At 70.7% G+C, this 15,162-nt stretch carries 10 protein-coding genes; 4 read left to right on the top strand and 6 right to left on the bottom strand.

Going from position 1 to position 15,162, the window contains the following annotated elements; genetic code table 11:
- Window positions 1–17: 17 nt before the first annotated feature.
- From OGH68_RS35870 to OGH68_RS35880, 3 genes are all read right to left on the bottom strand, one after another.
- The gene (locus OGH68_RS35870; protein WP_264249773.1) at window positions 18–989 is read right to left on the bottom strand and encodes an alpha/beta hydrolase; all 972 of its coding nucleotides are present in this window, start codon (window positions 987–989) and stop codon (window positions 18–20) included.
- 791 nt (window positions 990–1,780) lie between these two features.
- Window positions 1,781–2,641 (bottom strand): helix-turn-helix domain-containing protein, encoded by an 861-nt coding sequence (locus tag OGH68_RS35875; RefSeq protein ID WP_264249775.1) that lies wholly within the window; start codon window positions 2,639–2,641, stop codon window positions 1,781–1,783.
- Between the two features lie 79 nt (window positions 2,642–2,720).
- The gene (locus OGH68_RS35880) at window positions 2,721–3,707 is read right to left on the bottom strand and encodes a helix-turn-helix domain-containing protein (RefSeq protein WP_264249776.1); all 987 of its coding nucleotides are present in this window, start codon (window positions 3,705–3,707) and stop codon (window positions 2,721–2,723) included.
- Window positions 3,708–4,562: 855 nt separating this feature from the next.
- Here OGH68_RS35880 and OGH68_RS35885 point away from each other — a divergent pair.
- Window positions 4,563–5,849 (top strand): MFS transporter, encoded by a 1,287-nt coding sequence (locus OGH68_RS35885; RefSeq protein WP_264249777.1) that lies wholly within the window; start codon window positions 4,563–4,565, stop codon window positions 5,847–5,849.
- Between the two features lie 99 nt (window positions 5,850–5,948).
- On the opposite strand, the gene OGH68_RS35890 is transcribed toward OGH68_RS35885, so the two are convergent.
- Window positions 5,949–8,822: an ATP-binding protein gene (locus OGH68_RS35890; protein WP_264249779.1), complete on the bottom strand. Its 2,874-nt coding sequence runs from the start codon at window positions 8,820–8,822 to the stop codon at window positions 5,949–5,951.
- Window positions 8,823–9,138: 316 nt separating this feature from the next.
- On the bottom strand, window positions 9,139–10,020 hold the full coding sequence (locus tag OGH68_RS35895) for an alpha/beta fold hydrolase (protein ID WP_264249780.1): 882 nt from the start codon (window positions 10,018–10,020) through the stop codon (window positions 9,139–9,141).
- Between the two features lie 130 nt (window positions 10,021–10,150).
- On the opposite strand from OGH68_RS35895, the gene OGH68_RS35900 reads away from it, so the two are divergent.
- Window positions 10,151–12,136, top strand: coding sequence for a BTAD domain-containing putative transcriptional regulator (locus tag OGH68_RS35900; RefSeq protein ID WP_264249782.1), 1,986 nt, complete (start codon window positions 10,151–10,153; stop codon window positions 12,134–12,136).
- A 132-nt stretch (window positions 12,137–12,268) separates the two neighbouring features.
- Here OGH68_RS35900 and OGH68_RS35905 read toward each other — a convergent pair whose 3' ends face one another.
- Window positions 12,269–12,892 (bottom strand): VanZ family protein, encoded by a 624-nt coding sequence (locus tag OGH68_RS35905; RefSeq protein ID WP_264249784.1) that lies wholly within the window; start codon window positions 12,890–12,892, stop codon window positions 12,269–12,271.
- 176 nt (window positions 12,893–13,068) lie between these two features.
- On the opposite strand from OGH68_RS35905, the gene OGH68_RS35910 reads away from it, so the two are divergent.
- Together OGH68_RS35910 and OGH68_RS35915 are read left to right on the top strand one after the other, a co-directional pair.
- Window positions 13,069–14,304 (top strand): sensor histidine kinase, encoded by a 1,236-nt coding sequence (locus tag OGH68_RS35910; RefSeq protein WP_264249785.1) that lies wholly within the window; start codon window positions 13,069–13,071, stop codon window positions 14,302–14,304.
- Window positions 14,301–14,954, top strand: a complete 654-nt coding sequence (locus OGH68_RS35915; RefSeq protein ID WP_264249786.1) for a response regulator — start codon at window positions 14,301–14,303, stop codon at window positions 14,952–14,954. The genes OGH68_RS35910 and OGH68_RS35915 overlap by 4 nt, the downstream gene beginning before the upstream one ends.
- Window positions 14,955–15,162: the final 208 nt, after the last annotated feature.

Genomic DNA, 15,162 nt, shown 5'->3' on the forward strand with positions numbered 1-15,162 from the left:
GTGCCGGTTCAGTGCGGTCAGGCGGTGCGGAAGGCGGTGCGCAGGGTTGCGACGGCCTGGTTGATGGCGGCCTCGGCGGCGTGCGTCTCGCGCAGGGCGTTGAGCATCACGAAGTCGTGGATGATGCCCTGGTAGCGGACCGCGGTGACCGGGACGCCCGCCTCGCGGAGCTTGTTGGCGTATGCCTCGCCCTCGTCGCGCAGCACGTCGGCCTCGCCGGTGATGACCAGGGCCGGCGGCAGCCCGGCGAGCTGCTCGGTGGAGGCGCGCAGCGGGGAGGCGGTGATCTCGGCGCGCTGCTGCTCGTCGGTCGTGTACTGGTTCCAGAACCACTGCATGGCGTCGCGGCGCAGGAAGTAGCCCTCGGCGAACTGGTGGTACGAGCCGGTGTCGAAGGCGGCGTCGGTGACCGGGTAGAACAGCACCTGCTGGACCAGCGGTACGTCGCCGCGCTCCTTGGCCATGAGGGTCAGCGCGGCGGTCATGTTGCCGCCGACCGAATCGCCGGCGACGGCCAGGCGGGAACCGTCCAGGCCCTTGGACACACCCTGCCCCACGACCCACTGCGCGACCGCGTAGTTCTGCTCGATGGCGACCGGGTAACGGGCCTCGGGGGAGAGGTCGTACTCGGGGAAGACGACCGCGGCGTTCGCGCCCGCGGCGAGTTCGCGCACCAGGCGGTCGTGCGTGTGGGCGTTGCCGAACACCCAGCCCGCACCGTGGATGTAGAGGATCACCGGCAGCGTCCCTTCGACGCCGGCAGGCCTGATGATGCGCGCCCGGACACTGCCCGTCGGCCCGCCCGGGACGGTGACCCACTCCTCGTCGATCGCGGGCTTGTCGATCTCGCCGGACTGCACCTCGTCGACCGCCTTGCGGCCTTCGACCGGACCGAGATCGAACAGGTACGGCGGATTGGCGGTCGCCTCCGCGAAGGCAGCCGCAGCGGGCTCCAGGACCGGCTGAACCGGCTCGATGGCGTCAGACATGTCAATCTCCTGGGGTGTTGGGTTGGTACACCGGCCCTTCCGACGACATGACACGGATCATGCGCAGATCTCCCGGTGCGTGTTGATCGTCACGCTAAGACCACTGCCTGGGCGATGATTGACGGCGCGCGCACCGCTGCTTGTTCTTCAGCGAACGGCAGGTGTCGCCGACCGTCACCCGCCGTTGAGCACTTCTGCTCCGCCGACCAGCCGTCCGTCCCCGACCGCGAGACGGTCGGCGCATGTACTCCTGCCGGCGTCTTTTACAGGACGACCACTGGATCATGCGGGGCTCGACGGATGGCGTCCCGCCAAGTGGTGTAGGGGATCAAGACATCGGAATCCGCAGGCCAGGGACGGTTGCTGCGCCCGATCGGTTGTCCGACTCGCTTTACCGGGACGCTTCGTGGGCTGCCGCCTCCAAGCAGATCGTCATGGGCCTCGAACCGGAACGCGTAGCGCTTGATCCCCTACACCACGTCGTGGCACGTCGTGGGACACGGCCGCGCGACGTTCCACCGGCTGCACCTGCTGCTGGACAAGCACGCGGCAAGGCAGAACTCGTCGGCACGCTCAGTGGGTCCGGGTTCCAGGCGTCCGTCGCGGTCGGTGATCCGGCACGCCTCCGAGGTCACGCCGATCCGGGGCGGCACAGCTCACAGCTGCTGTTTACCCAGAGGTGGCCGCGCCGGTGCGCGGCCTGTCGAGGCGGGAGCCGGCGGGGGCCCGTCATGCCCCCAGCACGTCGCCGGGAGCTGTATGCCCTCCTGGCGTGGCTCTTTTCCGCCCCCTCAGCGGGCAGGAGCGGCAGGGTGCGCCGCCTGCCATTGGCTCGGGGACATGCCGTAGGCGGCCCGGAACGCCCGGGTGAAATGGGTGGGGTGGGGGAATCCCCAACGCTGTGCGATCGCCGACACGCTGGGAGCGGATCGCCCGACGCGGTGGAGTTCCTCGCGGCATTTCTCCAGGCGACGCTGCTTGATCCAGCGGCCCACGGTCGTGGCTTCGCCCTGGAACAGTTTGTGCAGGTAGCGCACGGAGATCTGGTGGGCGCTCGCGATCGCCCCCGGTGTCAGGTCAGGGTCGGCGAGGTGCTCTTCGATGAACGTTTTGATCCGCAGGAGCAGCGCATGGGAAGCATCAGGTTCGGCGCTCCCGTCCCCGTCATGGCCGAGCTGCCCGGCGAAGAGACTCGCGAGGAGGTTCATGGCGTGGCCCGCGAGCCGCTCGCCCACCTCGGGTCCGCAGTCCGCCGCTTGAGTAGCGAGCCCGGAAAGGAAGCACGAGACCAGCGCGCCCAGCCCCTGGTCTCCGCGGACGGTCGTCCAGGTGATCCGTCTCAGTTCGGCGCTGTTCAGTCCCAGGGCATGGCGCGGGACGACAAAGCACACGATTTGCCCTTCGGACCGCAGCCGGCATGGACGGGCGGGCTCGAAGACCGTGAAGTCTCCCGCCCGCAGGACCGCTTCCCTGCCGTCCTGGGTGAGCGTCCCCGGGCCGCCGCACTGAAGGGCGATGGCCAGGTGTTTCTCCCGGCCACCCGCCGTCAGGCTCGGCCCGCCGACCGGCTGGTCCGCCTCGCCGTCCACCGTGAAGATCTCCACATAGGCGAGGTGGTGGGTCGTCGCGCCGTTGCCGGGCCCACTGGTCAAGACATCCATGGTTCGCCCTGTGCTGGCTCACAGACGGCGCATGTGCCCGTCTCTACGTTGCATTCCTTGCTCCGGCAGGTCAGGCAGCGGCCACCCCTGGGGCAGGCAGGCTGCTGCGTTCCTGCCACTCGCGCGGTGACATCCCGTAGGCCGCGCGGAACGCCCGGCTGAAGTGGGCCAGGTGGGGGAAACCCCAGCGCCGTGCGACCGAGCTCACCGTGGGGGTGCGGGGGCCGCGGCGGTCCAGCTCGCGGCGGCACTCCTCGAGCCTGCGCCGCAGGATCCACCGGCTCACGGTCATGCCTTCGCCTTGGAAGAGCTTGTGCAGATAGCGCGTGGAGATGCTGTGCGCCCGGGCGATCGACTCGGGCGACAGGCCGGGATCGGCCAGGTTGCGGTTGATGAAGAACCGGATCCGCAGAAGCAGGGCGCGCTGGGCGGTCTCGGCGTCGATCCTGTCGTGACCGAGTCGTTCGGCACACAGCGTGGCCAGCAGGTCTGTCACGTTGCGTGCGAGCTGTTCGCCGACCTCCGCGGTGTGCGCTGCGGCGGTATCGGCAAGGCGCGACAGGAACGGAGACAGGAGCCGTGCCAGTCCTTCGTCACCGCGGATGACCCCTCCGGTGAGGCTGTGCAGATCCGAATCCGGCACGAGCAGGGCAGGCCTCGGCAGCATGACCGACACGATCTCGACCGGCTCCGTATACACCGATGCGTACGGGCCGTACGAGGTCAGGATGACCATGTCGCCCGGTCGCATTGCGGCCTCCTGCCCGCTGTCCTGTGCCACCACCCTCGGTGTTCCGCGGCGCTGCAGGCCGACGAGCACGTATTCCTCGGGATCATGTGAGAACAGGCGGTGAGTGCGGCTGACATGAGCGGGACCGGACAGCACCGTGTTGATCCGCAGAGGACCGAGCTGGTTACTGGCGATGGAGGCCGAAAACGGTCTCGGCCCTTCGAGGAAGTTCATGTTGTGACGGAAGTGCGTCTGCATCACGAGGTCAGCGAAGAAGGCGTGCCGGTCTCGTGGTGTTACCTGGTCCGTGGAGACGATGACGGTCATGGTGACTCCCTCGAATCCTTTCTGCCATGGATGAGTGCGCGCAGGCCCAGCTCGCGGGACCGCCGCGATGTCTGCGGTCGTTGCCACCTGCACCGGTGCGGCACGTACTCCGCATCTGCAGAGTCACCGCCCGACCGACTGTGTGGCGCACGAGGCCGCCGTCCGCTGGTCGCCCATGTCGCGATGGGGCCGCGTGGTGCCCGACGGCTGACCGGATCGTCCCGGAGGCCCCCACTGTCGCCGTGTGTATCGGGAGAATCCGCTGCTGAGGAAGGCGTGCGGCGTCTCGTTGACCTCTTGGGGCTGTTCAGGCGGCGTTGTGCAGGCTGCCTAAACCGGGATCAGGCTCGCTTCCCGCGTCAGCGCGGGCCCGTACGCGGTCGAGTGGAGGGGCAGGACACGGTTGGCCCTGGCCGTAAGCGTGGACATATGTAGCGATATCGGCACTGTTGTCCGTGCTGATCCGGACGTGGGGCATGGATGACTCCGGTTACGTCGGTGTGACCGACCAACGCCTGCACATCGGGTGGTCGGCACCCCTGAGTTTCCGGTGCCCGAGGCCGCGAGACATCTGTCAAATGACAGCGGTCGGCGTCACAGGCCGGCGCGCATGACTGCTGAGAGGCGGTACGGGAGACTCCGGCCTCACGGGCGACTCCGGCGCTCGTCACCCTCCCCCGCGTGTGCCGCTCCTCAGCAAGAAGCCCCCGTCCGTCCCTTGCCCAGGCACCGGCCCGCGCTTACCTTTGCCGCTACTCACACGTGTCCGTACCACGTGTGAGTACCCGTGTCAGCGTTTTTTCGAGACGCCTCTCGCCGCAATCCCCGCCGCGTCTCCCAGCACGAAGGCGTCGCATGACCACCACCCCTCCCCGTCCTCACCCCGCTCCTCCGTACACGGAGCAACGCCCCCCGCCCGAGCGCAGCGCCCGCTCCTGGGTGGTCACCACGATGGCCCTGGCGCAACTGGGACTGTTCCTGGCCCTGCTCACCCCGGTCTTCTCCAGCCTGGCCATCAAGGTGCAGGACATCGTCCCCGAAGACGATGTGGTCTCCGCGCTCGGCATGGTCAGCAGCCTCGGCGCACTGGCCGCTCTCCTCGCCAACCCGGTCTTCGGCCGGATCAGTGACCGGACGAAAGGCAGGTTCGGCCGACGACGGCCATGGCTGGTGATCGGCGCCCTGGGACTGACCGCCGGCCTCGCCGTCATCGCCACCGCGCAGAGTCTGGCGGTCGTCGCCGTTGCCTGGTTCCTGAGCCAGATGTTCGCCAACGCCGCCCTGGCCGCGTTCACCGCGTCGGTTGCCGACCAGATACCGGTCTTCCAGCGGGGCAAGGTCGCCGGCCTGATCGGCGTCATGCAGAACCTGGCCATCCTCGGCGCCGCCTACGCGGCGAGGGTCCTCGGCACGGACGTGCTCCTGCTGTTCATGGTTCCGGCAGCGGTCGGGCTCGCCCTGGTCGTGCTGTACGTGATCGTCCTGCCCGACAAGCCGCTGCCGCAGCGTCCGCCGTACGGCGGCGGCCTTCGTGCGGTGCTCAGGACGTTCTGGGTGAACCCCCGCAGGCACCCGGACTTCGCCTGGGCCTTCGTCTCCCGCTTCATGGTGATCCTGGCGATGTTCATGTTCACCACCTTCCGGCTGCTGTTCCTTCAGGACCAGCTGGGTCTGTCGGACGACCGGGCGGTGTCCGTCATGGCCACCGGCGTGCTGGTCTACACCGTGGTCCTGATGGCTGCCGGTCAGCTGGCCGGATGGCTGTCCGACCGCGTGCGGCGCCGCAAGGTCTTCGTCGGGTTCTCGGCGCTCGTCTTCGGCATCGGCACGGCCATGTTGATCACGACTCACTCCGTAGCCGGCTTCTACGCCGCCGAAGCGGTCCTCGGCCTCGGCTTCGGCGTCTACGCGGGCGTGGACCTCGCCCTCGTCCTCGACGTCCTGCCCGATCCGGAGGACTCGGCCAAGGATCTGGGCGTGTTCAACATCGCCAATGCAGCACCGCAGTCCATCGCTCCCGCCGTCGGCGCGCTGCTGGTCAACACCGCGGGCGGCCGCGAGTACCACCTGTTGCTCGGCGTCGCCGCCGCGGTCTGTGTGGTCGGCGCTCTGGCCGTCATTCCCATCAGGAAGGTGCGCTGATCCGTGTCCACGGGTCATCCCACGCCGCCCGGACCACCACCAACGTCAGATGCTCACCGGCGCCGACGCCTGGTCGCCGAGACCTGACAGCGGTTGGTGTCAGAGATCGGTGGGAATGGCTGCGGGGTCGCGGTTGAAGGCCTCCCGGGCGATCTCCACGCGGCTGCGCATTCCGAGCTTGGCGAGGATGTGGGAGATGTGCGTCTGTGTGGTGCGCCGGGTGAGGAACATGCTCTGTGCGATGTCGGAGGTGGAGCGGCCGGCCGCGACCAGGAGGGCGATCTTGTGCTCGGTCGGGGTCAGGGCGTCCCAGCCGTGCGCGGGCCGCTTGGTCCGGGCGCCGCGCACGCCGCTGCGGATCCCGTGCCGGCGCAGCCGTGCCTCGGCGCGGCGGATGTCCCAGACCGCGCCGAATCCGCCGTAGAGGTCGAGGGCTTCGCCGATCAGGCGCTTGGACTCGCCCGTGTTGCCGTGTTCGGCGAGGACGACGGCCAGGTCCTCCACCGTTCCCGCCAGCTCCACCGGCACGCCGACGGCCCGGTAGTGCTCCATCGCCGAGCGCAACGGTGCCGGATCGCGCTCGTAGAGTCCTGTGCACCAGTTGGCTGCGGCCGTGGCGCGGGCCGGGACCTGCTCGGCGGCTGCCTCGGCCCGGCAGGCGGCCAGCGCGGCCGCGGCGGCGGAGTCGTCGTCCACGGCGAGTGCCAGACGGACAACCGTGGGCAGCCACTGGTGGATCAGCGTCATCTCGCCCGGCTCCCGGGTGAGGAGACCGCCGAGGTGCGAGAGGGCCAGGTGCGGGTCCCCGTGCTGCTCGGCGGAGAGCGCCTGCGCGAACAGCAGGAAGTCGGTGTTCTCGCGATCGGCGACCGTGACCGGTGGCTGACGCAGCCCGGCCCGCAGGTGCCCCTCGGCCGCGGCGCGATCGTCCCGGCGGACGGCGATGAGGGCGGCCAAGCCGTGCCACAGCCATATGGGGCCGCGTTCGCGCAGACCCCGGTAGGTCATCGCGGAGACGCTCTGGTCGACCGATTCGAGCTCCGCCAGCGTGTCGTCCCACTGGCCCAGCCAGTAGGTGAGGACTGCGGCGGTGACGCTGAACCTGGCGTCATCGGTCCGGTCGTCGTCGAGCAGGAACTGCCGCGCATCCCGAAGGGCTGCCTCGGCGTCCGACCACCGGCTCAGGTTCTGCAGGGTGAAGATCCGGGCATGCAGTGCATAGCACCGCAGGTCCGCGTGGTCGTCGGTGGCGTTCAGTGTCTCCAGGGCCCGGTCCACGCAGTCGAGCGCGGACAGGTATTGCCGCTGTACGGAATGGGTGAGCCACAGATCGGTGAGCGCGTACGCGATGGCGAACGTGTCTCCGGCACTTTCGCCGGTCTCCAGCGCGCGGCGCGCGGTGGCGTCCGCGGCTTCCAGCGCCCCCGATCCGGCCCGCTGGAACATCGCCAACGAGCCGAGCAACCGGGCGCGCCAGGCGTCGGGCAGATCTTCCTCCAATGCCTGCTCCAGCGTTGCGACCGCCGCGTCGTTGTCACCGCCGCTGAACAGCGCGCGGGCCAGCACCCAGTACATCCGCCCGCGGTCGGCCGGCTCTCCTGACACCGCCAGGGCCTGCCGGGCACGGCCCGCGGCCTTCTCGTGCTCGCCCGCGCCGATCAGGATCTGGGCAAGAGCCGCGCTGAACGCGGCACGGTCACGCTGGTCCGCGACCCCGTGTTCCAGTTCCCGGTCCATCAGCTCGGCCGCGAGGCGCGGGGCCCTGACCGCCAGTACCGGCGCGGTGCGGGCGAGCCAGCGCCGGGCCCAGCGGTCGCCGACGCGGCCCGACTCCAGCAGTTGCTGCGCCACCCGTTGGGGCTCGACACCGCCGATACCGTCCAGCGCCCGGGCCGCGTCCTGGTGCAGCGCAACGCGCAGCGCCGTCGGCATGCCGTCGTACAACGCCTGGCGGATCAGCGGATGCCGGAACGCCATCCGCGTACCGGCATCGACGAGGATCCCGGCTGCGACCGCCTCCTGGAGATCATCGGAGATGTCGATGGTGGACCGGCCCAGGACCGCTGCCACCTCTCCGACCGCGAACTCCCGGCCGAGCAGCGCGGCCACCCGCAGTATGTCGAGCGCGTCGGCCCGCACGAAGCTCAGCCGACTGTCCAGTGCCGCAGCCAGCGACCTTCGGACGGTGCACAGCGAGGTCTCCCGCAGATCGGCATGCTCGCCGACCGTCACGCCGCCTTCACGCACCAGGGACTCGACCAGCTCCCGCACGTACAGGGGATTGCCGCTGGCCTGGGCGGCAAGCTCGACCAGCGCGGGACCTGGCGGCGCACCGGCGACATCGGACAGCAGATCGCGGATCGCGTCCGGGCCGAGGGGCCCCAACGAGATCGTTGTCGTGGCGTGGCCGCGCAGCGCGGCGCGCAGCTGCCGCATCCCGGATCCGCGGGGCACCGGCCGGAAGGAGAGGACCAACAACAACGGCAGGTGCGCGGCGGTCGATGCCAGGCGCCGGCACACGTCCAGCGACGCGTCGTCGGCCCACTGCACGTCGTCGAGCACCATCATGGTCGGCGCGGTCGCGCAGTCGTCCTCGACCAGGGTGAGGAGCATCTCGATCATCGCGGCGTGCACGGCGCTGCTCACGAGGAGGTCGGGCCGCTCGGCGCGCGCGAAGCGCAGCATCTCGGCGCGGCGGGCATCGTTCGCGCGCTGCTTGATCTCCAGGCAGTCGCACAGCAATCGCAGCGGCAACGGGTGCGCTGCCTGATCCGCGGTGGCGTGCAGCACCGTGCAGCCGGACTCCTGGCCGACCGCGACCGCTGCGGCGACCAGTGACGACTTGCCGATACCGGGCTCACCCTCGACCACGACCACGCCACCGGTGCCGGCTCGCAGCTGTGCGATGGCGTCCCGCAGCACCGCCAGCTCGGCCTCGCGTCCGACAAGACGAGCAGGGAGGCCCGACGACATCGTCGGGTCCTCCCGCCGGACAGGGGAGATCCAGGGTCTACGAGTGGTATCTCCTGTGGCCGTTGCCATGTGACCGCTTTCCCGCCGCTTCGCTCATTTCCGACATGGTTTCAACGGAAAGCGTACTGTCGTAGTCGCTCCGTTCCACGAGACGGTAAAACCTTGAATGCGGTGAGGGAGTCGGAGACCTGACAGATGATCTTGAATGCGTGATGTCGTCATGGGTCGGGTTGCCGCTGCAGGACCTGAAAACTCCCTCTGATCTGCCGTCAGAAGCTGCAGGTAAGTCGCTGCGGGCGCCGTCGGCGCCGCGTGCTCAGCGGAGCACGAGTTTGCGGAGTTCCGAGGCGATCTGCTCGGGGGCTTCTTCGGCCATGAAGTGGCCGCAGCCGACGGTCGTGTGGGCCAGCTTCGGTGCCCAGGCGGACCAGAGTGCCCGGGCGTCGAAGCCGAGGGCGGCACCCCAGTCCTGCTGGAGCACGGCGACCGGCATGTCCAGTCGGCTGCCGGCGTTCCGGTCGGCCTGGTCGTGGTCGACGTCGATGTCGGCGGAGGCGCGGTAGTCGGCCACGATCGAGGGCACCGCGTCGCGGCAGGCATCCAGGTAAGCGGCGCGGATATCAGCGGGAACGGCCTCGGGGTCGCGGGTCCAGATGTCGAGGAAATGGCCGAAGAAGGCGTCCGGTGCGGCCGCGATCATCTGCTCGGGCAGGCCCGGGGGCTGGGCCATGAGGTAGAGGTGGAACCCGATGGCGGCTTTCGTGCCGCGCATCACCTGCCACATGTCGAGGGTCGGGAGAACGTCGAGGCAGGCCAGGTGGGTGATGGTGGTGGGATGGTCGAGTCCGGCGCGGAAGGCGACCAGGGCGCCGCGGTCGTGGCCTGCCAGTGCGAACCGCTCGTGGCCGAGCGCGCGGGCCAGGGCGACGATATCGGCGGCCATGGTTCGCTTGGAGTACACGTCCGGGCCGGCCTCGGCGGGCTTGTCGCTCGCGCCGTAGCCGCGCAGGTCGGGGCAGATGACCGTGTGGTCCGCCGCGAGGTCGGCGGCGACGTGTCGCCACATCAGGTGGGTCTGAGGGAAGCCGTGCAGGAGAACGATCGGGCGGCCCGAGCCGCCGACGGCGGCGTTGAGGGCGATGCCGTCGGCGACCTGGACGCGCTGGTAGTCGAAGCCGGGGATGGTCGGTGCTGCCACGGTGTGCTGCTTTCGTCGGGTGTTCGAGGGTCCGGGGTCGGCGGACACGATCGAGTTTGCAGCGGGCGAATCAGCATCCGGTCAGCGCGTACCGTGGCAGGTCAGGGCAGGCCAGGGTCGGGAGGCGGGGATGGAGGGGATCACTTTCGGTGTGCTCGGGCCAGTGGTCGCGTGGGATGCGGCCGGTGGCGTTCTCGGGCTGAAGGGGCCGCGGCACCGGGCGGTGCTCGCTCGGCTGATCACGGCGCGCCGACGGGTGGTTCCGGTCGCCCACCTCGTGGAGGACCTCTGGGACGAGCCCGGGCCGGGCGCCGTGGGCGCCGTCCAGACCTTCGTCGCCGCGCTGCGCCGTGTCCTGGAGCCGGACCGCCCGGCCCGGGCCCCGGCCCGTCTGCTGGTCACCGAGGGCCCCGGGTATGCGCTGCGGGCAGCACCGGATGCCGTGGACGCCTGGCGGTTCGAGGCGGCCGTCGGTGCCGCCGCGAAGCTGTCGCCCGCGCAGGCGCTGGAACAACTGCAGGCCGCGCTGGACATGTGGCGCGGCCCGGCCTACGCGGAGTTCGTCCAGGAGAACTGGGCACGCGGGGAGCGCTCCCGCCTGGCCGAGCTGCGGCTGCAAGCTGTGGAGCAGCAGGCGCAGGCCCGGCTGGCCCTCGGGCTGGCCGCCGAGGCGGTACCCGACCTGGATGCCCACCTGGCCGAGCATCCCTGGCGGGAGGAGGCCTGGCGGCTGCTGGCCCTGGCGCTCTACCGCACGGGCCGACAGGCGGATGCACTCGCGGTGCTGCGCCGGGCCCGGACCATACTGGCCGACGAGCTGGGCCTGGACCCCGGCCCGGAGCTGCGCCGACTGGAGACGGACGTCCTCACCCAGGACGCGCGCCTCGACCCACCGGACGAACCGGCGACGGCGGCGGCCCGGCTGTGGACACGGGCGGCCGCGGCCTACGACCGCACGGTCGCCGCATACCCGCGGGCCCGGCTGGAGGCGACCGTCGGGCTCCTCCGCAATCTCGCGGTCACCGGAGGCGGCGGGCTGCAGTCAGCCCAGGAACACCGCCTGGCGACCATCACCGCGGCGGAAGAGCTCGGCGACCCGGAGCTGACCGCCCGCGTGATCGGTGCCTACGACGTCCCGGCGATCTGGACCCGCAATGACAACCCGCAGCAGGCGCAGCAGATCGTCGCGGCCGCCGAGCGCACACTGGCCGCCTTGCCGCGCGGTGGCTCACACGAGGCGGCGCGCTGCCGCCTGCTGGCCACGGTCGCACTGGAGATGCGCGGCACCCGCTCCGCACGCGGCCCGCAGGCCGCAGGCGAGGCGGAGGAGATCGCCCGGCGCCTGGACGATCCCACGCTGCTGGCGTTCGCCCTCAACGGGGCCTTCATGCAGTCCTGCACCCGGGCCGGGCTCGCGCCGAGACGGGACGCGATCGGCGCGGAGCTGGTCGCGCTGGCCGTCCGCCACGGTCTGGTGACCTTCGAAGTCCTCGGCCACCTGATCCAAGTGCAGGCGCGCAGCGCGCTCGGCGACTTCCGGGCGGCCGACGAGCATGCCGCCGCCGCGGAACGTCTGGCCGAGCGCCACGAACGGCCGCTGGCGAGCGTCTTCACCCAGTGGTATCGGGCGCTGCGTCTGGCTGCTTCCGGGCAGACCGTACAGGCGGAGGCCGCGTACCGGGCGGCCTCCGCACAGCTGGACGGTGCCGGTATGCCCGGCGTCGAGCACGGCCTGCTGCCCCTCGCGCAGCTGTGCCTGCGCCTGGCCGGCGGCAGTACGTCGGCAGCGGCAGCAGCCGAACACGTCGACGCCGATGCGGACTGGGGCCCGTACCGCCCCTGGGCCGAGGTCTTCGTCCCGCTGCGCACCGGCCGCCGCGCCGAAGCCAGGGCGATACTGCGCGCCTTGCCGGAGCCGCCCGCGGACCTGATGTACGAGGCAATGTGCTGCCTGGAGACAGCAGTCGCACTGGAACTCGGCGACCGGGTCGCGCTGGAGCGACTCCACACCTGCCTGCTGCCGGCCGCGGGCGAACTCGCCGGTGCGGGCAGCGGCCTGATCACCCTCGGTCCTGTGGACGGGTGGCTCACCGCCATCACCGATGCGCTCGACTGACGTGCTCGCATGCGGGTCCGGCTGTGCGGCTCTCACCTGGCATGTGGTCGGACGTCATGGCTGTGGTGCGCCCACAGCCGACGATCACCCACCCCGTCAGCCGACGTGAAATGCCTTTCTGGACGTCATCGGTCAGGATGCCGGCCCGGCGTGCCCGTGCCCGGTGGCGGGGATGCCGGCCGGGCGCGCGGAGGGCAGGGCGAGCTCCTGCACCAGCCCGGCCAGCGACCGCGCCCGGGCGACCCACCGCAGGGCGAGGAGGCCCAGGACCGTGCCGAGGGTGTTGGCGACGACGTCGTCGATGTCCACGGAGCGGCCGTTGCTGAACAGGATGTACGACAGCATCTGCGTCAGCTCGATGGCCAGGCTGATCCCGGCACCGGTCAGAGCGGCCCGTCCTGGGGAGGACACGCGGACGGACATCAGGGGCAGCAGCGCCCCCAGCGGCAGCATCATGATCACATTGGGGACGAAGCTGAAGTCCGCGATGATCAGCGGCACCCACTGGACCATCTCGTACCAGGGGGTCTGGTTGGCGTACGTCCCGAACACCACGTGCAGCGGGAAGATTGTCAGCTGGAGGACCGCCGCCGCGTAGAGAGCGCCGCCCAGCCGCAGCAGCGCATGCCTGCCGGTCCAGCCGGGGCTGCCGGACCGGGCACGCAACAGAACCAGGACGGCGAAGAGGACCAGTGCGGGCACCAGCACCATGGCCGCGGAAACCGTGAAGTCGAGATTGACCATGCGTGTGAACACTTCCCTGTCGTGACAGCCCGTTGCCGTCGTCTCGCCCCGAGTGTCACCGCCTCGCACACCCTCGCGGATCTTCCGCAGGACAGGTTCCGCTGCCGCCCGTTACGACTTTCGGCAGACAGCGACGACCTACCGTGGACGGAGGCCGCACCCCGCACCGCCTTGTTAGGCTCGCCGGTGTGATCGTCCGCTGCAGCTCCTGGTCGCGCGTCCTGGCGTGGACGATCTCTCTGGCCCTACCGCTGGGCGCGCTTGGCCTGCTGGACCACCGGTGGGGTGCGTTCAGCGTCACGGGGTTCGGGGCTTTGCCGCTGGAGGCCGCGCTGCTCGCCGTGCTGGTGGCCCTCCTCGCCCCGCACCTGAAGGCGAACGTCCTGCCTGTCGCCGCCATGGCCGCTGCCCTTGCCTCGCTCGGCGTCGCTTCCGCGGTCCACGCCATGGACTCCTCGGACGGCGACCGCTTCACCGGTCTGGACGGGTATGCGTTCACCGAGTCCGTCGCGCTCGTCGTCGTGCTGGGCTTCGTCACCTGGCGGGCCACGCCCGTCGCGGTGACGGTGACCGCCCCCGCGCTGCTCGCAGCGGTGGTGCTGCGCCCGCTGGCCAGCGGTGTGCGCGACACGGTCGTCGCCGTGTCCCTCTTCCTCGCGCTGATCGCCTTCGCAGTGGTGGGGGCAGGGCTGGCCGCCCGCCTCGTCGCCGCGGACCGGCGCCGCCGGGAAACCGCGCTCCAGCTGCGTCAGCGCACCGAATTCGCCCGGGACCTGCACGACTTCGTGGCCCACCATGTGACCGGCATCGTCGTGCTGGCGCAGGGCGCCGGTGCCGTCGCGGCGAAGAAGCCGGAACTCCTGCCGCCCGCGCTGGAGCGGATCGAGCAGGCGGGGACCGAGGCGCTGGAGTCGATGCACCGCATGGTCGGGATGCTGCGCGAGCCGGACGACAGGGTCGCCCCGCGGCCGGTCGCCGACCTCGAGGGTGCCGTACGCCGGCTGGTCGAGCGGTTCGAGCTGCCGGGTGCCCGGACGGAGTTGGTCGAAGAGGGTGAGCCCGGCCCGCTGCCGGCAGAGGTCGCCACCACCGCGCACCACGTGGTGATGGAGGCCCTCACCAATGTCCGCAAGCACGCCCGCCATTGCACCAGTGTCGAGGTCCGGCTGGCCCACACCGAGGACACCGTACGGATACGGGTGAGCAACGACGGCGGTCGGCGCCGGAGCACCGGCGGGCGCTTCGGCCTCAGAGGCCTGGAAGAACGCGTCGCGATGATCGGCGGCACGCTGCGCTCGGGCCCGGCCGCCCGGGGCCGCTGGCTGGTCGAGGCAGTCCTGCCGACCGGCACCGCACCTACGAATGCGTCCGGTCCCACGGCGCCCGGCCAGGGCCACGACCGGACACAGAGAGAGACCGTGTGACCATTCGCGTGCTGCTCGCGGACGACCAGGCGATGGTCCGCACCGGTTTCGGCCTGATCCTCGCAGCGGAGGACGACATCGAGGTCGTCGCCGAGGCGGTGGACGGGGTCCAGGCCGTGGAACTCACTGCCCGCCACCGCCCGGACGTCGTGCTGATGGACATCCGGATGCCCCGGCTCGACGGCCTGGAAGCGCTGCGGCTGCTGCGGCGGCCGGGCGCGGCCGAGCCGCCGCAGGTGATCGTCGTGACGACGTTCCGCGACGAGGAGTACGTCCACCGTGCGCTGCTCGGTGGCGCCTGCGGTTTCCTGCTCAAGGACTCCGGCCCCGCCTTGCTGGTCGAGGCGGTGCGGGCCGCGGCGTCCGGGGAGGCGCTGATCAGTCCGGCCATCACGGTGTGGCTGCTGTGCCATTTCCGTACGTCGGCGACCACCCCGGCGGCTGCTCCGGGGGCCGAGTTGTCTGCCCGGGAGACCGAGGTGGTCACGCTCGTCGCCAGGGGGCTGACCAACGCCGAGGTGGCGGCGCGTCTCCACATCACCGTCGGCACGGTCAAGACGCATCTGACGCGGATCCAGAACAAGATCGAGGCGCGCAACCGAGTGGAGATCGCAGCCTGGGCGTGGGAGTCAGGCCTGATGAACAGCTGATCCGCGACGCGGGACGCAGGCCGGTACCCCCTGCGGCGCGTGCTGCGCCGCCTCCGCCCCGGCCCAGCGGGCGAGTGCGTGCGGGAGGGCGACCAGACCGTGGGCCGGGGGCAGGGCGTCGCTGGTGCTCGCCCGGCGACGAACGCAAGCCGTCGCTGGACGTCGTGGTGAGCGCACCGTTCCCGGCGTTCGATCCGAGGAGCCGAGG

The sequence above is a fragment of the Streptomyces peucetius genome (genome assembly GCF_025854275.1).
GTDB classification, from domain to species: domain Bacteria; phylum Actinomycetota; class Actinomycetes; order Streptomycetales; family Streptomycetaceae; genus Streptomyces; species Streptomyces peucetius_A.